This is a genomic window from Spirosoma fluviale (genome assembly GCF_900230225.1).
Taxonomy (GTDB): domain Bacteria; phylum Bacteroidota; class Bacteroidia; order Cytophagales; family Spirosomataceae; genus Spirosoma; species Spirosoma fluviale.
The window spans coordinates 429,197-454,886 of record NZ_OCNH01000002.1 but is presented as its reverse complement, the minus strand read 5'-3'; the positions used below and the strand labels follow the sequence as shown (position 1 = coordinate 454,886).

The 25,690-nt window shown below is 51.1% G+C and carries 19 protein-coding genes; 10 read left to right on the top strand and 9 right to left on the bottom strand.

What is annotated here, in order from left to right; translation table 11 throughout:
* Positions 1-31: 31 nt before the first annotated feature.
* The 3 genes from CRO74_RS12675 (at position 32) to CRO74_RS12665 (ending at position 2,999) form a co-directional block, all read left to right on the top strand.
* Complete coding sequence (locus tag CRO74_RS12675) at positions 32-1,465, top strand: hypothetical protein (RefSeq protein ID WP_097126423.1); 1,434 nt, start codon at positions 32-34, stop codon at positions 1,463-1,465.
* 37 nt (positions 1,466-1,502) lie between these two features.
* Positions 1,503-2,411, top strand: a complete 909-nt coding sequence (locus tag CRO74_RS12670; RefSeq protein ID WP_097126422.1) for a helix-turn-helix domain-containing protein — start codon at positions 1,503-1,505, stop codon at positions 2,409-2,411.
* A gap of 132 nt (positions 2,412-2,543) precedes the next feature.
* On the top strand, positions 2,544-2,999 hold the full coding sequence (locus CRO74_RS12665) for a ferritin-like domain-containing protein (protein ID WP_097126421.1): 456 nt from the start codon (positions 2,544-2,546) through the stop codon (positions 2,997-2,999).
* A gap of 389 nt (positions 3,000-3,388) precedes the next feature.
* Here the strand turns inward: CRO74_RS12665 and CRO74_RS12660 are convergent, their stop codons facing one another.
* Positions 3,389-4,729 carry a peptidoglycan DD-metalloendopeptidase family protein gene (locus tag CRO74_RS12660; protein WP_097126420.1) on the bottom strand — a complete coding sequence of 447 codons (1,341 nt, stop codon included), beginning with the start codon at positions 4,727-4,729 and terminating at the stop codon, positions 3,389-3,391.
* 736 nt (positions 4,730-5,465) lie between these two features.
* On the opposite strand from CRO74_RS12660, the gene CRO74_RS12655 reads away from it, so the two are divergent.
* From CRO74_RS12655 to CRO74_RS31955, 5 genes are all read left to right on the top strand, one after another.
* Positions 5,466-6,911: an MBOAT family O-acyltransferase gene (locus CRO74_RS12655; protein WP_097126419.1), complete on the top strand. Its 1,446-nt coding sequence runs from the start codon at positions 5,466-5,468 to the stop codon at positions 6,909-6,911.
* 3 nt (positions 6,912-6,914) lie between these two features.
* Positions 6,915-7,826, top strand: a complete 912-nt coding sequence (locus tag CRO74_RS12650; RefSeq protein ID WP_097126418.1) for a hypothetical protein — start codon at positions 6,915-6,917, stop codon at positions 7,824-7,826.
* Between the two features lie 121 nt (positions 7,827-7,947).
* Positions 7,948-8,529: a helix-turn-helix domain-containing protein gene (locus CRO74_RS31965; protein ID WP_245877835.1), complete on the top strand. Its 582-nt coding sequence runs from the start codon at positions 7,948-7,950 to the stop codon at positions 8,527-8,529.
* Positions 8,484-8,774: a transposase gene (locus CRO74_RS31960; RefSeq protein ID WP_245877870.1), complete on the top strand. Its 291-nt coding sequence runs from the start codon at positions 8,484-8,486 to the stop codon at positions 8,772-8,774. The genes CRO74_RS31965 and CRO74_RS31960 overlap by 46 nt, the downstream gene beginning before the upstream one ends.
* Positions 8,695-9,024: a transposase gene (locus CRO74_RS31955; protein ID WP_245877834.1), complete on the top strand. Its 330-nt coding sequence runs from the start codon at positions 8,695-8,697 to the stop codon at positions 9,022-9,024. The genes CRO74_RS31960 and CRO74_RS31955 overlap by 80 nt, the downstream gene beginning before the upstream one ends.
* Positions 9,025-9,700: 676 nt before the next feature.
* Here the strand turns inward: CRO74_RS31955 and CRO74_RS12635 are convergent.
* The 4 genes from CRO74_RS12635 to CRO74_RS12620 all read right to left on the bottom strand — a co-directional run bounded on the left by CRO74_RS12635 (position 9,701) and on the right by CRO74_RS12620 (position 17,815).
* A complete protein-coding gene (locus CRO74_RS12635; protein WP_097126417.1) occupies positions 9,701-9,982 on the bottom strand; it encodes a hypothetical protein in 282 nt (93 codons plus the stop codon).
* Between the two features lie 168 nt (positions 9,983-10,150).
* Positions 10,151-11,638, bottom strand: coding sequence for an APC family permease (locus CRO74_RS12630; RefSeq protein WP_097126416.1), 1,488 nt, complete (start codon positions 11,636-11,638; stop codon positions 10,151-10,153).
* Positions 11,639-11,774: 136 nt separating this feature from the next.
* On the bottom strand, positions 11,775-14,216 hold the full coding sequence (locus CRO74_RS12625; protein ID WP_097126415.1) for a glycoside hydrolase family 20 protein: 2,442 nt from the start codon (positions 14,214-14,216) through the stop codon (positions 11,775-11,777).
* Between the two features lie 173 nt (positions 14,217-14,389).
* Positions 14,390-17,815, bottom strand: a complete 3,426-nt coding sequence (locus CRO74_RS12620) for a DUF7133 domain-containing protein (RefSeq protein WP_097126414.1) — start codon at positions 17,813-17,815, stop codon at positions 14,390-14,392.
* A gap of 288 nt (positions 17,816-18,103) precedes the next feature.
* Here CRO74_RS12620 and CRO74_RS12615 point away from each other — a divergent pair, with 288 nt between their 5' ends.
* Both CRO74_RS12615 and CRO74_RS12610 read left to right on the top strand, forming a co-directional pair.
* Complete coding sequence (locus CRO74_RS12615) at positions 18,104-18,865, top strand: DUF8737 domain-containing protein (RefSeq protein WP_097126413.1); 762 nt, start codon at positions 18,104-18,106, stop codon at positions 18,863-18,865.
* 146 nt (positions 18,866-19,011) lie between these two features.
* Entirely contained in the window at positions 19,012-19,668 is a 657-nt protein-coding gene (locus CRO74_RS12610) for a class I SAM-dependent methyltransferase (RefSeq protein ID WP_097126412.1), read from the top strand.
* Positions 19,669-19,688: 20 nt separating this feature from the next.
* Here the strand turns inward: CRO74_RS12610 and treZ are convergent, their stop codons facing one another.
* The 4 genes from treZ to CRO74_RS12590 all read right to left on the bottom strand — a co-directional run bounded on the left by treZ (position 19,689) and on the right by CRO74_RS12590 (position 25,624).
* A complete protein-coding gene (treZ, locus tag CRO74_RS12605; protein WP_097126411.1) occupies positions 19,689-21,551 on the bottom strand; it encodes a malto-oligosyltrehalose trehalohydrolase in 1,863 nt (620 codons plus the stop codon).
* A 115-nt stretch (positions 21,552-21,666) separates the two neighbouring features.
* Positions 21,667-23,640, bottom strand: a complete 1,974-nt coding sequence (locus CRO74_RS12600; RefSeq protein WP_097126410.1) for a sensor histidine kinase — start codon at positions 23,638-23,640, stop codon at positions 21,667-21,669.
* Between the two features lie 99 nt (positions 23,641-23,739).
* Positions 23,740-25,170, bottom strand: a complete 1,431-nt coding sequence (locus CRO74_RS12595) for a Gfo/Idh/MocA family protein (RefSeq protein WP_097126409.1) — start codon at positions 25,168-25,170, stop codon at positions 23,740-23,742.
* Positions 25,171-25,327: 157 nt separating this feature from the next.
* Entirely contained in the window at positions 25,328-25,624 is a 297-nt protein-coding gene (locus tag CRO74_RS12590; RefSeq protein ID WP_097126408.1) for an SCP2 sterol-binding domain-containing protein, read from the bottom strand.
* Between the last annotated feature and the right edge of the window lie 66 nt (positions 25,625-25,690).

Here is a 25,690-nt window from a genome sequence, read left to right as displayed (position 1 = left end):
TTGGTAACTCGACTTTCTCACTTCACTACTTATGGTACGACCTTACGTTCTGTTTCTTTATGTACTGATCAGTTGCCTGGCCGTTACCTGTGTTCGTGATTACCCGTCCACTGCACCGTATGCCCCGCCGGTAGCCACTCCCCCGCCGGGCGGTTTGCCGGGTCAGCAACAACCATCAGCCCAGAAACGGCTTTTTCTGACTAATGATAAAATCAGGTTTGGCATCGACCTTAACATGGGTGGGGCCATTACGTACCTGGCCGAAGCGGGCAGCAGCGAAAACATGGTCAACAACCCCGATTTGGGTCGCCAGATACAGACGGCCATTTATGCCGGTCCGTATCCATACAGCCAGAACGGCAAAGACCCCGTGGAAGCCTGGAAATTGCTCGGCTGGAACCCCGTACAGGCGGGTGATTACTTCCTCCACCCGGCCCGTATCGTTAGCTACCAGCAGACGGATAACCTGATCTATGTCAAGACGATACCGCATATCTGGCCGTTATTCAACGAACCCGCCGAATGTACATTTGAGCATTGGTACGACATTAAAGAAAACCGGGTGAATGTGCGCTGCCGGGTAACGGTCAGCCGGGCCGATACTACGCAGTATGACGCCCGCACCCAGGAAACGCCCTGCGTTTACCTGAATGGCCCTTACGACCGCATGTTTTGTTACACGGGCCTGAAACCCTTCACCAACGATGCCGTCTCCGAATTCACGGATCGGAACGTGATCAACCGCTACGGCACTGAACACTGGGCGGCACTGCTCAACGAAAAAGGCCGGGGGGTCGGTCTGTTCAAAGCCCGCGAGGTGCGGTTCAGAACGGCCGGGTTTGGTATTCCGCACGTTGGCGGTGAGTTCGATGTGTCGGCGGGTTACATCAATAGCGAAGATTTTCTGGTAGTCGATCATAACGGCGTTTATGACTTCGAATACACGCTTATTGTGGGTACGCTGACCGATATCCGGCAGTATGTGTACAGCCAGCCCCGCCCGCCTTCGGGTCCGGATTATACCTTTGTAAAAGACCGGCAGGGGTGGTATTATGTGAATACAACGGATAAAGGCTGGCCGATTCAGAATGAGTTGAACGTGAAGTGGTCCCGCAACGAGACCAACCCGGAAGATTTCCGAATTTGCGCACCCCTAACGTTCTGGTACGCGGAGAATGTCTCTAAAATTTATATTCAGGCAGCTTTCCAAACGCAGGGCTCAACAGCGCGGCTCTCCTGGCGTAAGCCGGATGAATATGACTTTATGCCCTTTCAGGATCGGTACACCGATTTCCCGATTGTGGGCGATGGGCAGTTTCGAACGTATGAAATCAACACAAGCCAGCTTCCGGGCTGGAAAGGGGTTATTTCGCAAATATCGCTGACCAACTCCGCCAGCCAGAGTAACCGGGAGCAGGGGGCCAGGGTGCGTATCCGCAGTGTTACATCCACCAAACAACTATAAGGCGAAAATCGGTGAACCTGCCGGGCAACCGGGATCTATGAAAAATAAACAACCCGCGTCCGATTCGTCCGTCCCGGTTTATCAACTTCAGTCATTTCCCCGACATGAACCCGACAAGCCATTTTACATGATCCGGCTGGAGCAGCTGGTGCAGGAGTTCCGGGGAATCGATAAGTCACACACGCACACCTTTTATCTGGCTATGTGGATCAGCCGGGGCAGCGGCACGCACACCATCGACTTCAAAACGTACGCTATTGAACCCAATCAGCTTTATTTTCTAACACCGGGGCAAGTGCATAGCTGGTCGCTGTCGGCCGATACGCAGGGATTCAATTTATTTTTCGACGCTAACTTTTTCAAAGGGCGGTTTGGCAACCGGCTCTACCAGTATCCTTTTTTTCATTCGCACCAGCACCAGCCGCTACTGTCGGCTATTCCGCAACCGGCGTTGTTCGCCGATCTGCTGGCGTATGCATATCAGGAATACGAAGACCATCAGCTCAATCGGTCGGACGTGTTTCTGTCATTCGTCCATATCGTGCTGGAAACCGCCAGCCGACTCTATCACGAACAGCAGATCGGCCCGGACACCCATTTGTACGACCGCGTTCGGCAGTACGAAGAGCTGCTCGAAAAGCAGTTTTTGACGGTTCGGGAAGTAAGCGCCTACGCCGACCAGATGAACCTGACGCCCAACTACCTCAATCACATCTGTCGGCTCGTGGTTGGTAAAACAGCCAGCCAACTCTGGCAGGAACGATTGCTGATCGAGACGCAGCGGTTACTGACCCACACGGCTCAATCGGTTAAGGAAATAGGCTTTCAACTGGGATTCAACGACCCGTCGTATTTCGTTCGCTTTTTCAAAAAACAAACCGGCCAGACACCCGCCGAATTTCGGCAGTCGCTCGTGGGGAACGGAGCTGGTGATGGAACAACGTGAATACTGGTGTGTAGTCCATTTGTCCGATACGGCGTCCGCTGATTATCTTTCCATGAAAGCGGTATTACCGTATAAACAATCAGTCGCGGTTGTAGTTGTAGATGAAGTTCACAACTATAGAAAACGACTGTTATGATTACGAATAAAGAAATTGTTGACGATCTCAATGAGTTGGTCAAAATCAATAATGACCGCATTCAGGGGTACGAAAAAGCGATTGAAGACACACAGGACGCGCAGTTAGACGACCTGTTCCGGCACTACGTTATCCAGAGCCAGAATTTCCGCAGCCAACTGGCTGAACACATCGTTCGTATCGACGGAACGGCAGTATCTGACGCAACCTCTACCGATATATCAAGCAAAATTCACCGTGCCTGGATCGACATTAAAGCCGCCATCACGGGAAAAGATAAAGAAACGGTATTGAGTTCGGTGGAGTTTGGCGAGAGCGCGGCTGTCGAGTCATACAAAGACGCTATCGAGAAAGATCACATTCCGGCTTATATCAAAGAAGACCTGCAAAAGCAGCTTACCCAACTGCAAGAAGCGCTGACCAAGGTACAGGGTTTGAAGCAAGCGGCCTAAGGAGTTAACTACCTATGGCAAGAGCCCGTTCAAGAAATTGGACGGGCTCTTGTTTGTTTTGCAACATTCTACCCCACAGCAGCGGCTGACCCCACCCCAACCCCTCCCCTAAAAAAAGGGGAGGGGCTAAAAAGGGTACCCCGTTACGGCCCCGTCATTACCGCGAATTTCAGGCTGAGCCGTTGGGCATAGTCACAGACTAGGTCCGAGTGTTATCCGGTCTCTGACCGGTGGGCTGGCAAGGAATGAAACGCCGGTCAGAGACCGGATAACGCCAGAGCATAGTCTGTGACTATGCCCAACGGGGGGCCGTAACGGAGGCTCTGCCGAAGGGTGCTTTTTTTAGCCCCCTCCTTTTTTCAAGGAGGGGGTTGGGGGTGGTAAAAACCTCACGGCCCCACCATCACCCAGCCCGTTTGCCCATCCGGACTACGCACCAGTTGAAAGGCGTTGGCCGTGGCCAGCACCTCAACGGCGGCACCCGTCGGTAAGGTGGTGATGGTGGCGGCCTGTGCATTGGCAGCGTCAAGAAGTGGCCTCGACGCGGGCAATACCAAACGCCGGAGCGGGCGCTTTTCGGCTTCGGTAGCGCTGCTCGCCACATAGCCCGTCAGGCCATCCGGCAACTCGACCCGGAGCCAGGATTCTGTACCGCCAATGATCGTCAGCGCCGTTGATTTGAGCACTTCGCGAAGCGCAACCCCCTCACTACCGGGCGACAGCCGAACGACAGACCGGGCCGCTGATACCCGCACGGAGTCGCCCAGCCGGTTAGCCGACAGCAACGATTGCTTTGCCGGACCGCGCCCAAGCCGAATGAACGGCAGGGGATCGGTGGCTCCATCCGTAAAACCATAAATACCAAAATGCAGGTGCGGCCCCGTGGTACGGGCGTTGCCGGTATTGCCAACAAACCCAACCGTATCGCCAATGGACACCCGCTGGCCGTTGGTGACGTTCCAGCGGTCGAGGTGAGCGTAATACAGGCGGATGTTTCGGTCGTTATCCGTCAGAAAGGCCACGTTGCCGCCCAATGGACTGGTGCCAACACCCGAAATAACGCCATCGACCGAAGCCAGTGCGGGTGTACCTCTGGGCGCAAAAATATCGACGCCTTCGTGCCGCCGACGCCCTCCGTCCCGCGCCACGCCGAAGAAACTGCTGATCTGACGGCTGTCGCGCCCTTTCACGGGAAAGCTCAGGACGGGCTCACGGGTGATGGAGATCGTGTAACTACCCGTCCGCAATAGTTCGGGTTGAATACGAATGAGGTACGTTTGTGTTCGGCGGGGTTCCCAGGCGAGCACGTTGGTATCGGCTTTAGAGGCCGCCACCAGACTGGTTTTGACCCGGTCTTCCAGCGCGAATACATCAATGAATACCTGCGCTTCTTTCTGGCCCTGCGTTTCGACCTTTACCAGTAGCCGGTCGCCCCGCTGAGCATCGAGCCGGTAGCCCACCGCAAAGGCTTTGTTGGCGGAGAAATAGCCACTTTCGCGGTACGGAATCGTGATTTTGAGCGAGTCCTGAAGGGCACGTTCTCCTGCTGAGAGCCAGTCGGTGCCGAGGGCCGTCTGATCGAGTTTGGCCTGTTTAAGTGACTGCCCGTACTGGTCGTGGGGCGACGTTGGGCGGAAAATACTGGCCGTTGGGCCAATTCCGGTACAGGCGCTGACGGCCCCAACCAGAAACCCAACCTGAAGCGAACGGAGTAAGTCGTTTAATTTCATAGTTATCCTACTGAATTAAACGACTATTTCGCGGTGATGTTTCAGCCGTGATAGACAACCGACCCTGATCAAACTTTCAGCAGCGCCTTTCTGCATCCTTACTACTATGTCAGAAATTTCCGTAAAAGCAGCATAGTGACGATCCGTTATATTATTCAAAGAAAGCGAGCACTCTTTAGTAGTGACCGCTTTCTAACTATAATCACACAAGATAACAATCACTGTATATCAAAACTGGAAAAGTACAATGCCTGGCTACATTTTAAAATGTAGCCAGGCATTGTACTTTTCCAGTTTTGATACTCTCTTTCCGAACTCATCTAAATTAGGTCAAAAAAGCTATTCGCTTCTTGTTTTTTGCTCATTTTAATACTTGTCCATCTCACTTCATTTATTTGTTTAGAGGTCTTTTTCTTTCACTATAAGCTTATTCTTCCCATGCTATACGTAAATAGTCGAATTTGTACTCGAAATTTATTACCCATCAATTCGATAGGATGATAGTCAGCCATATACCCACTTTTATCTTAGTCAATGATGATGTACGGGTTCTTTGCAGAATGCCATTGAAAGTTCGCTCCTATTTGTCCATATATGCCTAACAGATCATTCGTTTCTTAAAAAACGACTTTATAAGTTGTTTTTTAAGAAACGAATGATCTTTGAACCTTTACCTCATTAAATAAGTCAACGTTTTTCATATATCGACTATTTATTATATATAATACATACATGTATGCTTTTTAATTCGTTAGAGTTTGCTCTTTTTCTTCCTACTGTTTTTTTACTATATTGGTTTGTTTTTAACAAAAAGTTAAAACAACAAAACCTATTCTTAATTCTCGTTAGTTATCTATTTTACAGTTTTTGGGATTGGCGGTTCTTGTTCCTACTGATTTTCTCTACGTTCTTAGATTATTACACTGGTTTAAGGATTTTTCAGTCAGACTCAAAAAAGCACCGGAAGATTTGGTTATTTACAAGTATCGGGATTAACTTAGGCTTTTTAGGTTACTTTAAATACTATAATTTTTTTATTGAATCCTTTGCTAATCTGTTACACCAGTTTGGCCTCGGTTACTCATACATACCTCTCACAATTATTCTACCGATTGGTATTTCCTTTTATACATTTCATGGGCTTTCTTACGTCATTGATATCTATTATGGCCGAGTTAGGCCCACAACTAATTACGTTGACTACAGTTTATTCGTTAGTTTCTTTCCTCTACTAGTAGCCGGACCCATTGAACGGGCTACACATCTGCTGCCTCAAGTGCAAGTCCCTCGTAAGTTTGATGCCAACAAGGCGGCTGACGGTTTGCGACAGATCCTGTGGGGGCTCTTTAAAAAAGTTGTCATTGCAGATGGGTGTGCTATGGCGGTTAACAAGATCTTTGATAATTCTTCAGAATACACAAGCAGTAGCTTGATATTAGGGGCGGTTCTCTTTTCCTTTCAGATATACGGGGACTTTTCAGGCTATTCTGATATTGCTTTGGGTGTTGCGCGACTATTTGGCTTCGAGTTGTTGCAGAATTTTAAGTTTCCCTATTTTTCCAGAGACGTTGCCGAATTCTGGCGACGTTGGCATATTTCGCTGTCCTCTTGGTTTAAAGATTATTTATATATACCACTTGGTGGTAGTAAGGGGGGTACTTGGACGCGAATCCGTAATACGTTTATTATTTTTCTAGTTAGCGGTTTTTGGCACGGAGCTAACTGGACATTTATCATTTGGGGGCTTTTACATGCCTTGTTTATTGTTCCATCCATCATCTTTAACACTAACCGGAGGAATTTAAGTATTGTGGCTGCGGGTAGGTGGATGCCAACAGTTTGGGAATTTTCTCAAATCCTATTTACGTTTGGCTTGGTTAGCTTTGCTTGGATCTTCTTTCGGTCCGAGAGCCTGTCAAAGGCCTTTACCTACATATCAGGCATTTTCTCCTCGTCTATTTTTAAACTTCCCAATAAAGGTACTTTGGATAAGTATCTTTTAGCAAATATTCTGATTTTTATGGCAATCGAATGGATAGGACGTGAGAATAAATATGCAATCGAAAAGGTAGGCGTTTTTCAATACAAACCTGTGAGGTGGCTGATTTATTCTAGTATAATTTTTTTCATAGGGATGTTCATGAAAACTACAGAATCTCCTTTTATTTATTTCCAATTCTAACTGATGAAGGCCTTTCTCACTGAGTTGACTCTGTTCGTCTTGTTTGCGCTTGCTTTTTATGCAGTTGGTTTACTAGCTTTTCCTTCATTCTTAAAACGGAATGTGCACCAGAGTGGAAATAGCCATTTCTATTTTACATTAAAAGAGGCTAAATTAACCCAAGGTATAGATTTGCTGTTCTTAGGATCATCACATACTTATCGTAGTTTCGATCCAAGAATATTTAAGTCAGCTGGTATATCCAGTATTAACCTAGGATCTAGTGCCCAGACTCCTATGCAAACTCAGATTTTAGTAAATAGGTATTTAACACAACTGAATCCTAAGAAAGTTATCTTCGAAGTAAATCCACTAATATTTTCTTTAGATGGTGTCGAATCTGCAATGGAATTGACTGCTAATGATACGATTACTCCATCAATCGTATTTATGGTAGCTGGGCTTTTTAACCTTAAAGCATATAATACTCTTTTTAACAGTTGGCTCAGGCAAGCTTTCCACCTTAATTCCGTTCAGAAGCCTTATAGAGGTGTAAACACCTATATTAAAGGGGGATTTGTTGAGCGAAAAATGTCCTATTTTCACCACAAAACGTATAATTCTCAGCGATGGTTGATTAAAAAGGAACAGGTAAAATATTTTACCGAAACCTTAGCTTACATACAAAATAAAGGAGTGTCCGTTGTCTTAGTACAGGCGCCCATTACGCGGGACTTATATAACTCATATAAAAATAATCTCGAATTCGACAACCTGATGCGTTCAACTCGACTACCATACTATAACTTTAACAATATAATATTTCTGGATGACTCTTTACACTTTTATGACGGTCATCATCTTAATCAAAAAGGAGTAGAATTATTTAATAGGAAACTTATTGAGATGAGTAATGGCAGTATACTTCTTAGATAAAAAAGACCAACAGGATAAAAAATAAAATGGGGGATAATAATTGCCATGCTTAATTTTTCGCAATCCATTATCTACCGGTTAATTGATTTATGCCAAATGTGTAACTTTTAATTATTGACGTGTGAGTAAGTCTGTCATGTGGGATGCTTTTTCTAGTATGGCGACCTACAAGCAATCCGATTACGAAGCGCTAAGACGACGCTGCGTTGAACTTAGTCAGGCCGGTTGGCAGCAGTTAGCAATTGCTCAGGCGTTTGGCTTAACCCAACCCTGGGTAAGCCGAACCTTAAAGAAATACCGCCAGCAAGGAGTGACAGCCCTACAGGAAGGTAAACGAACAGGAGCACCAACCCGTTTATCGGTTGAACAGCTCAACCAACTAGTAAGTGAACTCCATAAAGGTGCTGAACATCATGGTTTTAGTGGGACCGTCTGGACACGCCCCCGGGTCAATGAGGTGGTTAAAAGGCTCTTTGGCGTTAGTTATGATCCTTCTCAAATAGGTCGTATTCTAAAAAAGGTCGGCTGGACCGGGGCGCCGGAGCGATCGACAGAAGCCACAGCGGAAAGCCCGCCAGCAGGACCCTCAGGCTATGACTCAATGGCGAGAAGAGCGCATACCCGAACTCAAAAAAAGCCAAAGATGAAGGTCGGGTTATTTTATATGTCGATGAGTCGGCGTGTTATTTATTACCCTTATTAGCCCACACTTGGGCGCCTTGTGGACAGACACCAGTACTCATTGAGCAAGCGGGGCGTACTCACTTGAGCTTGATTGCCGCCATTGCTCCTAACGGCCAGATTTATGTAGCGGGGCAAGACCATTCCTTTACTAGTGAGGCCATCGTGTGGTTTCTTACCAAGTTGTGTGGTCGTTATCGCAAACGGAACATGCTTATTATCTGGCAGGGCCGCCTGTGCGGATGGAGCAGCCATCCATCGCAGTGAGGTGGTAAAAGCCTTTTTGAAAGAGCGTCCAGGACGGATTCATCTGGAACGTTTACCGGCATACAGCCCCCAACTCAACCCCGTCGAGCTAGTCTGGAGCCAGTTGAAACGTTGTTTAAAGAACCAAGTTTTTACGAACCTAGAAGAGCTAACCGTAGCGGTTCTTAATCAAGTCAAACGTTTAGAAAGCAATCCAAAGCTAGTGCAGGCCTTCTTTAGCAAAAAGGAGATTGCCTTTATTACAGACTAATGCACGTATCAATAATTGTATAATTAATTAAATACCCAAGTATTCTAACTCTTAGAACACTTGGGTATTTTACAAATACAGGCTATAGACCAAATTCTATTTGTTCGTAGGAAAAATACTGGCTTTGTGATTAGAGACAAAAGACTTTTCACTAGAAAAATAGGCGGAGAACTCCTTTGTTAGCTTCGTTCATATCGGCTCTTGTAATACAACTCTTGAGCTTATCGTTATTCTATCATTTATTGAACTGATCCCAAAACCCTTTGTGTCGTCATAGGCTGGGAATGGTCGAGTGTATTTGGGGTTGTTACGTTTGTAATTCTGAATTTGGTTATAGTAATTATCATGTTCCCGAATCACCGCTTGAGCTTGCTTATAAATAACGGTTTCTTGGACCTGCTCCCGGTAATAATCACACAGTGACCAGACACCAAAAACTACCAATATCAAAACGACTCTAGATATTAAAGCGGCATTCCAGATAGTAAACCCGTAGATGTCACCTGTGACCTGTACACGACGCGGAATCCGCTGCGCCGTCTTCTCCAAGTTCTGAATCGCTTGATCAGCGGTCTTCGCATTCGGCTAGCAGCCTGTTCAATAACCGCAGTATCTGGCAGGTGGACTTCCTATGACGCTCCCCAAACGTTGAACCATACTTGGAAAGCACAATTTTCTACAGATTAACTTCGTCAATGATAGCGTTAAGGTCTACCTCTTTAGAAATTTTCCTGGGCGGGTATTTCTTTTGCAACTCCATGAACTCCTGAGCAGCATGGCTAGTGCCGGTGTCTTCATGTTTTTCAACTATAGGAAGTCCAAGCCTTTGAGCGAGCCCCTTTATCAGCTCAAAATCAGTTGGATTTGTAGTTTCTATAGTGATTGTATGTGTCATATCAACTTCCTGTATGCCCTTTCCATCCGTGATCTTTGTACTGTTTGTCAGAGCTTGATTCAACGCTAATATAACGCTTCTCTATTTTATCCTGTTCTGGTTCTCTTGCGAGCCCACATCCCCTACCCCTTCGCCGTTTGCTGGTTTGCTACGTGGTTTTACCGGTCATGCTTATCTACGCATGACCGATTTGTTCGGCTCTGTAAACCGCAACCTAACGTAACCAATGCATTAAGCTTCCGCGCTTTGGTTACGCGTGGTGAAGAAATAAACCGGGATGCCCAGACCAGCAATGAGCAGGCCCATGCCGGTATTGAAGGTTTTGGTGTACAGCAGAATCCCGCAGATGGTCAGGCCCGCAACGATGTACAGGGCCGGTACGAGCGGATACCCGAAGGCCCGGTAAGGCCGCTCTGCATCCGGTTCCGTCCGGCGCAGTCGGAACAGCCCCGTGATGGTAACAATGTAGAACAGCAGCGAGGCAAAGGTGCAGTAATCGAGCAGGTCGCCGTATTTACCCGACAGGCACAGCAGCGAGGCCCAGATGCATTGCAGCCACAACGCCCGGCCCGGCACCGCATTTTTGTTCAGGTGCGATGCCTGTTTGATGAACAGACCGTCTTTGGCCATGGCGTAATACAAACGCGCCCCGGCCAGAATCAGGCCATTGTTACAGCCAAACGTCGATACCATGATCAGAATCGCCATAATGGTCACGGCCACATTCCCGAATACCGTTTCGACGGCGGCAGTGGCCACCCGGTCGGCATCGGCAAACTGAATACCACGCCCCATAATATCCGTAGCCGTTGGTAGGCCTTTCAGCGGCAGCAGCGATAAGTACGAGACGTTGGCCAGAAAGTAGATCGTCGTGACGATGAGCGTTCCGAAGAAAAGCGCCAGCGGGATGTTCCGGCGGGGATTCTTGATTTCGCCCGCAATGAAGGTGACGTTATTCCACGCATCGGCGGAAAACAGCGATCCGATCATCGACGTACCGAAGGCCAGCACCAGCGCAATACCCGCCAGCGGCAACACCTCGCCCGTGGTCGTAACCGTACTGGCCGCCCAGGCATTGGTCAGGTTGGTCGACAGCAGGCCCGTACTCAGGCCGATGGTGATACCCACGATGATCAGCCCTAGTAGCGCGATTAGCTTGGCCGAGGTGAACACATTCTGAATGAGTTTACCACTCTGTACGCCCCGGCTATTGAGCCAGGTGAGCAGCACTAAACTTGAGATAGCAAAGAGTGACCCCAGCGTGACCTTTATCGGCCCGAGGGCGAGCAGGACGTTGTCGGGGCCGAGGGCCGGGATGAAGACCGCCGTATATTTGGTAAAGGCAACGGCAACGGCCGCGATGGTGCCCGTCTGGATAACGGTGAAGACCGTCCAGCCATAGACGAATCCCGTCAGGTGGCCGTAGGCCCGTTGAATGTAAATGTACTGCCCCCCCGCTTTGGGCATCATGCCCGCGAGTTCGCCGTAGCTCAGCGCAGCCGCCACGGTCAGTACGCCCGTCAGCACCCAGAGCATCAGCAACCAGCCCGACGACCCCAGGTTGCGGGCCATATCGGCGGTAACGATGAAAACGCCGGAACCAATCATGGAACCGGAAACGATCAGCGTGGAGTCGAGCAGGCTTAGCGAGCGTTTAAATTCTGTCGGCTCGTTGGACACATCGGCCGGGGAAAGGGAGTTGGGTAGGTTTTCTGACATGAAACGTAAGATATAGCTACAAGAAGCAAGCGTTTTGTCGGAAAAACAACCATTTAGCTTAATAATCGTCGGCTAAAGCTGATTTACAGGCGTGTTTTCATCTGAACGACCAGTAGCAGACGGTCGATTTACACGGTCAGAATACCTCAATCTCGTCCACGGCCAGTTGCGCTGTTTTGCCGGGATTGCGAAGCCCCGCCGGAACCTGCCTAACATTCCGGGCAATGATTCGAACATAGCGAGTCGTCGTTGGCGCAAAGTCGAACGGAAGCCGGGCAATGCCCCGTTTCCCGTTTTCAGCCGCGTTCGTTTTCGCCGTCAGCACCGGTGTAAACGTCGTCCCGTCTTCAGAAACGGCAATCTCAACCTCTTTTGGCAGACAGATATTCCGGGCGGTGTATTTCAGGAACCCCACCCGAACGCTATTCACCGACTGCGACTGTCCGAGGTCGAGCACAGCACCAAAATCACTGACAAACGAAACCACACCCGCCACTTCGTAACCGCCCATGCTGCCGGTGGTGCCATCGGTGAGGCTGAAGTTTCGGTCGGGGCGGCCGGTGGTTGGGGCATACAAAAGCGTGTACGATTTACCCGTTGCCTTCGACACAATGTACTCAGCCTGTACGTTCGCCAACTGGCTCAGCGGCCGGGTACCCGAAAACGTTGCCACCCGAACCGTAGCCGATTTATCGAGGACCAGCGGCTGCGCATACCGGGGCGATTCGCCCGATGGAAGGCTGCCATCCAGCGTGTACCGAACGACAGTGGCCGTAACAACCATCGACTCCTTACTCGGCGATACCATTACGACGACCTTTCCATCGCTGGTTGGTCTGGCCAATGGTTTGGCATCGAAAAACGTCCGGGCGAAGTTGACGTTCAGCGCCGTGAGCCGGTCGAAGTGGGTTATCAGTCGGCGGGTGAAGTCTTCGTATTTTTTCTGCTCCAACGGGCTCCAGGCTATTTCGGCCAGGGCGGCAGCGCGGGGCCAGAGCATGTACTCGACCTGATCGGGGGTGTCGATGTACTCGGTCCAGAGGTTGCCCTGAACGCCCAGAATATGCGACGCTTCGGCGGGTGACAAACTCGTGGGCGTCGGGTTGTACGAATACACCATCGACAGCGGCAACGACCCGCCAAAGCCCGTTGGCTGGGTCGCCGGATCGCCCTGAAAATGGTCGAGATAACAGAACTGACCGGGCGTCATGATCACGTCGTGCTGCTTGCGAGCCGCTTCGAGACCGTATTTCGTTCCGCGCCAGCTCATGACGGTCGCGTTGGGCGACAGCCGGAGCGATGTTCCGTTACCTTCCAGAATCTCGTCCCAGCCAATGATTCGTCGGCCCTTCGATGTGACGAACTTATCAATCCGGTTCACGAAATACCGCTGTAACCCAAACTCGTTTTTCAGCCCTTTCTGCCGAATCAACTGCTGACAAAACGCGCTTTTTCGCCAGGCGGCCTTCGGGCACTCGTCCCCGCCGATGTGAATGTATTTACCCGGAAACAGGCTCATCACTTCCGTCAGCACGTCTTCGAGAAACGAGAACGTCTTCTCCGTCGGGCAGAACACATCCTCAAATACGCCCCATTTGGTGGCTACCTGATACGGTCGTCCATCGAGCCCGATTGGCGAGCAGCCCAGTTCGGGATACGATGCCAGTGCGGCCAGTGCATGGCCAGGCAGTTCAATTTCGGGCACGATGTTAATGTATTTGGTAGCCGCATAGCGCACCACTTCCCGAATGTCGTCCTGGGTGTAATAACCGCCATAGGGTTTTCCATCGAACACCTGCGGGTCGGCGTCGTCGTAGTGTCCAACAATGGTTTCGCGCCGTTGGGCACCAACCTCCGTCAGTTTGGGGTATTTTTTGATCTCAATTCGCCACCCCTGATCGTCGGTCAGGTGCCAGTGAAAGTTATTGAATTTATGGAGGGCCATCAAGTCGAGGTATCTTTTGATGTACTCCACCGAAAAGAAATGCCGACTCACATCCAGATTCATCCCGCGATACGGGTAGCGCGGCCGATCCTGAATCCGGCAAACGGGCAGGGTTAGGGCAGAGGGCAGAGGGGATGGGGCAGGGGGCAAAGGAGATGGGGCGCTTTTGTCTTTCCCTATGCCCCGCGCCCAATGCCCAATGCCCATCACCGAAGGCGGAAGAAGTTGGTATAGTGTCTGAACAGCGTAGAAAAAGCCGCGTGGCGTACCTGATTCGAGCGTTACTCGTTTTTCGGTTACATTGATGCGGTAACCTTCGTTGCCCAGTGTCGCATCGGTCGTGGGCAGGAATTGAATTGTCTTTCCGGTTGTCGTTGAACCGGGGGCCGTCTGAACGAGGATACCCAGCCCGGAAGTACGATTCAGCTTATTCGCGAGCGTATCGGCAATGGCTTTCAGGTCGGGTTGCCCGGCGGGTACGGTAATCGTTGTGGCGTTGTCAAGAGTAAATTGACCGGTACCCGCTTCAAGCTGAGCGGGTTTGGGAATAATGGCAAAACGATCCGTTACCTGAGCAAAAGTTGCGTGAACACAGAGACTAAAAGCGGCAAGAAGAACAAAGCGAAAGGCCATACGTTGAGCGGAAAGTTACGTTTATACGTCAACAGCTAAATCGTTTAAAACCGTATAACGTTTGCGGGTATTTTCAAAAAATAGGGTTGAACACAAAAGCACGGAGAACACAGAGCTATTGATCTCCATATCCTCCGTGCCTTTGTGTTCAACCCTAATGCCACGTATACGGATTAGTTGTTCTCCTTCAGCGTTGCCAGAAAGCTCACCACGTCTCGGATTTCGCGTTTCGTGAGCAGGTATTTCATTTCGGGCATACTCGACGGCGAGTTGGTGCGCTTGGCAATCTGATCTTTCTTAATGGCAACGTCCGGCTGGTCGCCCACCTTTACCGACACGTCGGTATTAGTTTCGCCCTGGAGGATACCGCTGACGGTTTTGCCGTTCTTAAGCTTCAGCGTGACGGTTCCAAAACCGGGTGCCAGTCGGGCACTTGGGTTAATGAGGGCTTCCAGCAACTGCTCGCGGGTAAGTCGACTGGCAACACCGTTCAGGCGCGGACCGGCGTTTCCACCCAGATCATCGTAGGAATGACACCGGATACACTGCGCCGTCTGATGACGGAAGAAAATCCGACGGCCTAAATCCGGCTCGCCCCCCATCAAACTACCCTTGAACGAAGCGGCCAGCGCATCGGGCGACATTTTGTCGTTGATCGCTTTGTAGCGGGCCGCCAACTGGGGCGATTTGCTACTCTCAATGGCCTCACCCAACTCCAGTTGCAGTTCAGCGGGTAGCGCCCCAGCCTGTAGTTTGGTCAGCAACGGATCGAATGCTTTCTGCGAATTTTTGATCGGCAACTTACCCAGTGTGAGCAGAGCCGCTTGTTTTTCTTCGGTCGTCCGGTTGGCGATCACGTCGGAGAGGAGCGTTACCATCCGGTCTTTGTCCATGTTGGTTTTGCTCAACAAGTCCAGACCTGCCACCCGCACACTTTTCTCCTTATCGGCCATCGCCACCTCAATGGCTTTGCTTTGTTGGGCGTCATTTAACGAAGCCAGTGCCCGCAAAGCGGCAATGCGGATGGCCGCGTCTTTATCCTCCGTCAACCGGCTAAACAAGGCCGTACCGGCTTCTTTCAGGCCCATTCGCTCAATGGATTTGATCGCGCTGAGCCGCAGGGTTTGGTCAGCGCTTGACACCAGCTTGATAAAAGCATCGCCCGTTTTGGCTTTCAAAGCGGCCGCGTCGCGATTAACTACGCCCCGGTACCGACCATCGACCCGATCCAGCACCGATGGCGAGGCCCAGGTGCTGAGCGCGTCCATTGCTTCGGCCCGCATGGCTACCGGGCTACCTTCTTTCTGTGCATACGTCATCAGCGTTTGCATAGCCTCTGGCGTACCTACCCGCAGGTTGGCATTGATGACCCGGCGAATGAGGGGTTCGTTGGTAAAACTCGTCGTTTGCAGCACTTTACCCAGCGCGGGCAAAGCGGCCGGAATAGACAGGTCGTCGTTAATACCCCGAGCGGCTTCGGTTACGATAAACTCGTCTTTATCAGCCAGGAAGCTGGCAATGCCCGGATTTGCCATCCGGCGCAGCGCCACCACCGCAGCAATGCGTACGGCCCGCGATGGACTGCTTGCCAGCGCAATAACCGGTTCGGCCTTTCCGATTCGGGCCAGCGCGAGGCTACCCGCGTGGCGGATGTAGGCGTCTTCGTCGTTGTTGGCCTCCAGCAGTTTGATGATGGGCTGAATGGCCGGTTCGTAGGCGATACGCCCCAGAGCTTCGGCGGCAAAGAACCGCGCCCGGCTGTTGCTGTCTTTTAGTAGCGGAATCAGGGCCGCACCGGCTTCTTTGTAGCGAACATCGCCCAGCCATTTAGCGGCCTGCGCCCGAATTTCGGCGTCGCTGTCCTGAAGCAGCGGCATCAGCAACTGACCATACTGTTTATCCTGACGGGCCAGTTGGCTAATGCCCCAAATGCCATGCACACGCGCCAGTTGATTGCCCATTTGTTTGGTCGATGCGGTCAATATCTCGACACCTTTGGCACCGCGTTTCACCAGTTCGAACTGGGCTTTCTGCCGAACACGCATATCTAGGTTCTTCAGCAGTTCGCCCAATGACGCTTCCGAACGACCCGCGAATTTTTCGGCCAGCAACGTTTTCGTTAGCTTCCGCTCGGCGGAACCGGCACCGGCTTTATCGTCCAGTTTCCAGATGCGGCCGTAATCTTTGGTATCCCAGCCGTTGATCCAGTCGGCAACGTACAGAGCACCGTCGGGACCGAAGTCGATGCCGGTAGCCAGCACGTTGCCCAGCACCCGCTTCTCTTCGCCCAGTTCAAACGAAGCACCTTTTGGCTTCAGCTTGAACGCATGAATACCCGATTTAGCCGGGTTGCCAACGAATTCGGCGACGAAGAACATGTTTCTGTAAGCCGGACTCAGCGCCGTGCCGGGGTTGTATTTCATACCGGCGGGGCCGCTTACGTAGTTGGTGATGGTTGGCGTAATGTAAGCTGCCTGCCCTTCGAAGCGGGGTTTATACATCTGCTCGTCCATCCACACTTTGTAGGTATTGTTTCTGGGGTCGCGGTATTTACCGTACTGCCAGTTGCTGCGCCAGCCCGTATCAGACCCGTTCACGATGTAGACCAGACGCTCTTTTTCGCCGGGATGGTCGCCGTCGTTATCTTCGCTGATTAGGTTGCCGTACTCATCGAAAACAAACTCGTGGATGTTCCGAACGCCATGAGCGAACACTTCAAAGTCGCTGCCATCGGGATTGGAACGCACCACCACGCCACTGTTCGGGTGCTCCCATTTCTTGCCGTCCGGCCCTTTGCCATTGAAGCCAATGTCGCCAATCTGCCAGTATATTTTTCCATCGGGTCCCATCTCGATACCCGACATACCGTGACCGCTAAAGCCCACGTGAACGCCATAGCCGTGCGAGATCGAGGTTTTTGTTTCGGCAATACCGTCACCGTCTTTGTCCTGCATCCGCCACAGATCGGGAGCCACAGCCACGTATAAGTCATTGCCATGGGCCATTACGCCCCCGGCAACGTCGGTCACTTCGTCGTGGAAATCATCGACGACCAGTTGTGTCATATCGGCCACGCCATCGCCATCTGTATCTTCAATCCGGAAGATGTTTTCTTTCTCCACCGTCATGTCGCGCCAGTCGTGGGACCCATCGCCGTTAACATCTTTCAGCCATTCGTTTTTCTTGCTGTTTTCGGGCGATAATACCCGGTGCAGAAAGGCCCGTTTGTCCTCAACAGTTTGCAGGCGGTTGGATTCAATTTCCCAGTCCTGGTGCCCCCGAATATCGAACTCGGAGTTTTTCTGCCGGTTGGTTCGGTTGTAAAATAGCCGTCCGTTGTCGTCAATGTCGATACCGATGGGATCGGCCACCAGCGAATCGACGCCCCATAAGCTCAGGCTAAGGCCCTGGGCCAGTTCGGGAGTTACGGTGGCTTCGATGGATTTGGCTAATTGAGCCGCTTTGGCCGGGTCCATCCGCTTGATCCGGCGATCGATCGGGTCTTTTTCAACCTGGTAGCCCAGCAAACAAAGTGTGGGGACCAGCGCCCCGAGCCAGAGGAGCTTTTTACCGGTCGGGCTAACGTTGCTTTTTTTCATTATAAATCAGGAGTATAATACATGTAAGGCTGATTCGTGAGAAATTACCCCACCCCAACCCCTCCCCTTGAAAAAAGGTGAGGGGCTCAGTAACGGGCTACTCTTTTTTAGCCCCTCACCTTTTTTCAAGGGGAGGGGTTGGGGTGGGGTAGAATGATAGTAAAATTCAGTGTTCCAGCCAATAGTTGAAAGCCATTTTCGACCAAACGCTACTTTATTTTATCGAATATGTTTTGGCTGGTGTATTTTCAACGCTACAGACCAGGACACCCATCTATACACACGATTATGCAGTACGATTTACGCTACCTCTACACGCCCACGCCCGTCTGGCTTGATCTCTTTTTTGCCGCTACGACCCTGGCGACGTTCGTCATGCTAATCCTGGCGGTTCGGCGGACTTTGCCCACACAGGCGGTCTCGTCTCTTGTCGGTCTTATCAGCGTATGGCTGGCAGGTTTGGGCCTACTGGCATTTACCAATTTTTTCCAGCGGCTCGACACAACACCTCCTCATTTCATTGTAGCCATTGGCCCGCCTTTACTGGTCATTATCGGCTTGTTCAGCACGGCGAAAAGCCGGAGCTGGCTCAGCCGGTTACCTCTGTCCAATCTGACCTATTTGCACATCGTCCGCATCCCGGTCGAACTGACGTTGTACGGCCTTTATTTGTATCATCAAGTACCACAGTTAATGACGTTCGAAGGAGGTAACTATGACATACTTTCGGGACTGACGGCACCCATTGTTGCGTATTATACCTTCCGAAAACGGCAGATAGCTCCGCGCTGGCTGCTCGTCTGGAATGTAGTGGCCCTGGGGCTGGTGCTGAACATCGTCATCCTAGCCGTATTGTCGGCACCCCTGCCGTTTCAGCAACTCGCCTTCGAGCAACCCAACGTAGGTGTGCTGAAACTGCCTTACATCTGGTTGCCCGGCTTCATTGTTCCCTCGGTACTCTTTAGCCACGGAGTAGCTATTTTTCAGTTGTTAAGCGTGAATCAGCCTACGCACAATTCGTATAAATCAGACAAGACTCGGGCAGAATAAAGAAGCAAAGTTGACAGCCGGGTTACTTCCGCAAAAAAAAACAGTCAAAGTCCAGAAAGTTACCAGTGCTCCAGCCAGTCATGATTTAGAGCATATTATGAACGTAGCTACACTCTATCTCCAGCTCTGAAAGAGCCAACACTAGCATGAATGATGAAATAGCCGCAGTTACGCTGTACGATAAAGTTTACTTTGACTACCAACGTGAAATGGGAGAGTTCGGTGGTTGGGCAAACAGCCCATTCTTCCAGCCGTATATAAAACCCTCTGACAAGGTGATCGACTTCGGTTGCGGAGGAGGGTATCTTCTAAAACAGATACACTGCAAAGAGAAAATCGGGATTGAAATAAATGAACAGGCGCGCCGGGTTGCCACTAACAACGGCATTAAAACGGTTCTATCTACCAATGATATTGCTGACAATTGGGCCGACGTAATCATTTCCAGCCATGCTCTTGAGCATACATCACGCCCCCTAGATGAGGTTATGTTGCTCAAAGAAAAGCTTCGCCCCGGTGGGCTAATTGTGTTTATCGTTCCGTCCGAAGGAGCCTTCAATCCATATAACCCCAAAAACCCAGATCATCACCTCTACACATGGAGTCCCATGTGTTTAGGAAATCTATTCCAACAATCTGGATTTGAAGTAATTACAGCAAAAGCATTAATTCACCGATGGCCTCCCTTCTATAAGCTATTTGCCAAACTCGGCCGGGCAGTATTTGACCTTAGTTGCCGACTGTATGGCTTTTTACGCGTGCCTCAGTATGTCCAAAGCCGAGTGGTGGCCCGCAAATACTGAAGCCACCACTGAAATTCCACTTACTCACAATTTGTATAAATCAGAATAGACTCGGGCTGAAGAACAACAGCCGCATTGCCCGCCACATGAACCGGAGCCACCATCGGGCCGTGCCATTGGGGGTCGGCGGAGTCGAGCAGCTTGCGCCACTGCCCCTCATGGGCCGGCACCGTCAGCGATGTACCCTCTTTGGAGAAATTCATCAGGCAAACGACCGTTTCCGATGTATCCGAAGTGCTGCCTTCTTCCTTTTTATGCTGGCGAAAGAGGGTTAGCGTCTGGCGAACTTCGTCCACGACAACGGCTACCGATTCACGATCCGGGTGACGTAACGACGATGATTTTCGCAAGGCCAGCAACGTCTGGTAATACCGAAAGAGGGTTCGGTGTGGCTCCTGCGTGAGTCGTCCCCACTGAAGTTTAGACCGCTCGAAGGTACGCTCGTCCTGCGGGTCGGGCGCTTCGAAATCCGACTGAAAATCAGCGAATTCTTTCTTGCGCCCCTGCCGAACAGCCTCTACCAGATTGGGGTCCGAATGGCTTACGAAATACAGAAAGGGATTCAGCTCGCCCCACTCCTCACCCATGAACAGCATAGGCAGATACGGACTACTCATGACGGCCCCAGCCATGAGTTTCTGCATTTCCAGACTGACCAACTGGCTGGGTCGCTCGCCCAGCATCCGGTTACCAATCTGGTCGTGATTCTGCGAAAACACCACAAACTGCCGCCCTGCATGACCCGCCGTCGACTTTCCTACAATCCGGGCGCGTCGGGGCATGTACGTGCCGTCGTACACGTAGGCATCCTTGTAAGATTTGGCCAGGTGATGAATGCCATCGTAGTCGGCGTAGTAGCCGTTGCGTTCGCCACCGGCCGTTACGCGCAGGGCGTGGTGGAATTCATCGTTCCACTGGGCGTCCATACCATACCCATTGACGGCCAGCGGCTGAATAAACTGCGTTTCGTTTTGGTCCAGCTCAACAATGAGGTAGTGCTGCCGACCAGTTTGTGCCATCAGGACGTCGACATACTGTTTGATTTCGCGCAGGATATGCGTCTCGCCTGCATCGCAGATAGCATGAACGGCATCCAGCCGAAGGGCGTCAATGTGAAAATCGCGGAACCACATCAGCACGTTTTCAATAAAATACCGCCGAACGCTATCGCTGTAATCATCGTCGAAGTTGATGGCGTTACCCCAGGGCGTGAGGTGTTTGGACGTAAAATACGGCCCAAAATCTTCGAGGTAATTTCCTTCCGGTCCAATGTGGTTATACACCACATCGAGCACCACAGCCAGCCCCCGTTTGTGGCAGGCATCGACCAGTTTCTGCAAGCCCTCGGCCCCGCCATAGGAGTTTTGTACAGCAAAAGGCAGCACCCCGTCGTACCCCCAGTTTCGGGAGCCGGGAAACTGCGCAACGGGCATAATTTCAATGGCGTTGATGCCCAGTTCAACCAGATAATCCAGCCGGTTTTCGATACCCGCAAACGTGCCTTCGGGCGAGAACGTGCCCGTGTGAAGCTCATAGATCAGGTAATCGTCGAGTGGGAAGTTAGGCCAGTCGGCATCGGTCCAGACAAACGTTCGGGTATCTACCGCGCCCGACGGCCCATGAACCCCTTCGGGCTGAGCCAGCGAAGCGGGGTCGGGCCGTTCGAAGCTGTCGTTGAGAATGAGCTTGTAGGTATCGCCGGGTTGCAGTTGGGCCGTTGTCGTATACCAGTAAGCGCCATCGTTTTGAAGCGGAATGTCGAGCGGCCGGTTGCATCGGCGAAGCACGACATTTTGCGCAAAGGGAGCCCAGACACGAACGGTGGCACCATCGGGACCGAAGGTAACGCCCAGCAGTCGGTGGTTGAGTAATGCCTGATTCATACGTTGAGTTACTTTTTAGTAAGCGGTTACGTAAACAACCCGCTAACTCCGGTATGTGTTGGCAAAAACAGGCTGAATGACAAATCATGGCGCGATAGGCGCTGAAAAAACACGACTATACCGCCACTTCTACGGTTGTTCCTTCCTCTTCAAAAATCCGGAACGTACCGCCTAGCTCCTGAGCGCGCGTTTCCATATTTCGCAGGCCGTAGTGATGTGGAGCCAACGCTTCGTCGGTCCAGCTAAAGCCCTGGCCGTTGTCGTGGATGCGTAAGTTTATATGCCCATCGTCCTCAACAAACAACTGGACGATGGCCTGGGTAGCCTGGGCATGTTTGATCACATTGTTGAGCGCTTCCTGCACAATCCGGAACAGATTGAGCACCTGCGATGAACTCAGCTTATACGACTGTGAGCCAGACACCTGCACATCGACGTGGAGACCGTCGGTTTCGTGCACGTACCGATTGATGTATTGATTGAGTCGCTCGGCAAACTCCTCGACCGTAAAACTTTCCTGATGAATCGCCCAGATGGTTTCGCGCAGGAGTTTGACGGCCTCGCGGGTGTGGGTCACGATCGTACGAAGCTGACTCGCCAGACGCTGTCCGTCCGTAATGGGTTTCTTCTCCGCCTGAGCGCTGATGTGCGTCAGGTTAGTCACAACGAAGGCCAGGTGCGCACCTACATTATCGTGCAGGTCGCGGGCTATTCGCTCTTTTTCAACCAGCAGGCTATTTTGAAGAGCCAGTGTCTGCACGTCGGCTTCATACATTCGCTGTTGATTGACCGTATGCTCCTTTATGAGCCGTTCCGTTTTATCGCGGTCAATTTTATAGCGATAGGCCAAACCGACCATCAACGCCAGCACTTCAAACAAAGCCGCCGGTGCATAATAGGCAAAACAGGATACGGGCCTGTACGTTGGCAGAAGCCCAAAATTAGCAAAAACCAGCCCAAGGTTAAGGGTATAGAAAGGCAGGATACCCACCAGATACAGCCAGGCTTCCTGCACATGGTATCGGCGTCGGATGCTGACGATAATATAGGCGATAATAACCGGCAACGGTAACCAGTAAAGTGCCGCAAACAGCCGGATCAGCACCAGCTCCATTGTGGGTGTGAGGGGCGTAAACCACTCGGCCGTTAGGGCAACAAGGCATAAAAAACCGCTCCAGAGAACCCCCGTACCAATGGCATGCCAGTGATGTGAAGGCGTACGCCATAAACTAAGAAACCGCCGGACAAAGGTTAGCTGCGAATAGAACAACACCAGCGGGAACAAAAAGTAAACGTTTTGCCGGGGCATCCAGAACTGGGCCGCAAAGCCAAACTGGTTCAAAAACCCATCGTTGATGACGAAAAAACCGACAAGACCCAGGAGGCAGAAAACATAGCGTGAATAGATGTGATCGAGGGTGGTCAGGAAAAAAATCAGGCTCATCACGGCCATGAACAGCAGCGTAAACAGCACCCCGCCCCAAAACAGGTAACTTTCCTGCACCACCGATTCATAGGCCGAAGCGCGAACGAGTTCGACTGGAACGATCTGGGTGCCCCGGTGTTTAACCACCCGCAAATACACGGTTATGACCTGACCGACAGGTGCTGTAAAGGGAAACCAGAAATGGCGATTGTTCTTTATGCGCTGGGGAGCGGGCGTTTTCCAGCCAATGGTCGGCGAGGTTGACAAAACCCTGTTTTGCGCATCGACCACAAATAGCTGAAGTTCGTCGAAGCACCAGAAATCTATTTCAGCCAGCCATGACTGCGGCCTGGCATCCGAATTTTTTAACCGAAATCGAAGCCAGTGGGGAGTCGCGGTTTTTAAACCCGTGATGATCCCAAAATTAGGTACAGGAGAGGTGATCGGTTGAAAGGCGGGGGTATTCCCCAGCCGAATAACATCATCAATCGTTCTGTTACGCGACGAGTCCTCCAAAAACGCCATGTTGCCCTCTAACGACTGGCTATCGCGATCGGGCGGCAGCACCACCACAGGCTGATTGCCCAGCGATTGCGCCGATACCCTCAGCACCAGTAACGAACCAATGAAAAGTAAAAGGACAAGTGGGCGCAATCGTATCATTAGCGAATGAAGTCACCACTAATGTAAATGGAGACTAGCTAATAAGCAAGCAGTTAGGGTTTAGTACCAGACAGCAGGATGCTGTCTGGTACTAAACACCTACAATGTATACCCCCCATTATACTGCCGTTTCACAAACTGGTTGGCGTAATCGTAGTTGGTGATTTTCATATTGTCGCCGTCCCAGAAGAGTTTTTTGCGGCCCGTAAACTTCCCGTCTTCGCGGGCCAGGTAAGAGCGCGTGGCCAGATTACCCATCAACACCGTTTCGGTGAGGGGGCCGGACTGGTCGAACGATGAGGATGTATACGCACCATAGCCCTGCTTGCAGGCTTTCACCCATTGCTGCTGGTGGCCTTCCGTTTTGCCTTCGACCAACGGCTTTTCGGGAGCAGGCAGCTCTTTCCCGCTAAATTTATCCGCTGGTAATAATTTAGGGTCATTGCCGAACAGACCGCCCGTCAGCATGCCTTTGGTGCCGATAAACAGCATCCCGCCGTCGATGTCCCGAAATACATCATTGTAGTCTACGCCTTCGGGCAGCTGGGGCCGAATACCGCCATCGAACCACGAAAACTTGATCTCTTTTATTTTCTTATCGTTGGATGGGAACGTGAGGTGAATGGCCGACGAGAGCGGACAACTGTCGTCGTAAAATGCTTCTTCGAAGAAGTCGGCATAAACCGAACCCACGCTACACTCAACGGACGTAGGGTATTTAAGCTTGAGGGCGCGGAAAGGAACGTCCATGAAGTGGCAGCCCATATCGCCGAGGGCTCCCGTGCCAAAATCCCAATAACCCCGCCAGCGGGTGGGCATGTAGGCTTCGTGATACGGCCGCATGGGGGCAGTACCCAGCCAGAGCGGCCAGTTTACCTCCGAGGGCACCGGCTGCGACTCCCCTCGCTCCTTCGGCGACTTAACGCCCTGCGGCCAGACCGGGCGGTTGGTCCAGCAATACACGGTATGAACGTGGCCGATGATGTTTTTCTGGATAGCCGTCTCGATGATGCGCGTGGCATCGCCCGAACTCCCCTGATTGCCCATCTGGGTCACGACTTTATATTTCGCAGCCGCCTGGGTCAGCATCCGGGCTTCGTAAATGTCATGCGTCAGCGGTTTCTCGACGTACACGTGTTTACCCATCTGCATAGCGGCCATAGCGATGGGCGCGTGCATATGGTCGGGAGTGCTCACAATAACGGCGTCGAAGGTTTTACCTGCCTTATCGAACATCTCCCGGTAATCCTGAAAGTAAGGTGCGTTGGGAAACTGACCACGGAATTTCTTTGCCTGCCGGTCGTCGACATCGCAGAGGGCCACAAAATTATCGGAGCCGCTGTTGTACGCTAACCGAACGTTAACATCGGCCTTACCGCCACAGCCTACGGCGGCAATATTGAGTTTGTCGGAAGGCGCAATGATCCGGGCACCATCCGATGCTTTTCCACCCAGCACATGCCGGGGCACTATATAAAAACCAGCCGCAGCCAGTGCACTGTTTTCCAGAAACTTACGACGAGAAGGCATAGTCAATGAGTGAATTATGAATGAGCGAATGAGTGAATAATCAAGGGAATAGTGTCATAAATTGTAGTAAGTCTTCATGCTACCTGTACTACTGATTTACTGCACCATTAACCACGTTTATTCACTCATTGAATCACTCACTCATTCATCATTTAACTTACCCCATCACCTGGCCCATTTTCATGGCAATGCCCATGTCACCTTTTATTTTGAGTTTACCGGACATTACCGCCATCATGGGATTAAGATCACCAGTACCCATTTTAACGAGGTTGTCGATGCTTACCTGCAAATCGCAATCGGCGGGCTTGTCTTCATTAGACACCGTAGCGGGTGACTTAGTCGCATCGATAAAGATGGGACCCTGATCAGTGACAATCTTAACCGTAGCGTTAATGTTGTCGGCATGTGTAACTTTGGACCGAATTTGCTCGGTTAGTTCTTGCAGAGTCATCTGATTTGGATTTTGTTGTCATTAGGAAACTCAGCCGCGAAAATAAGGTTTTTTACAGCGCGGGAG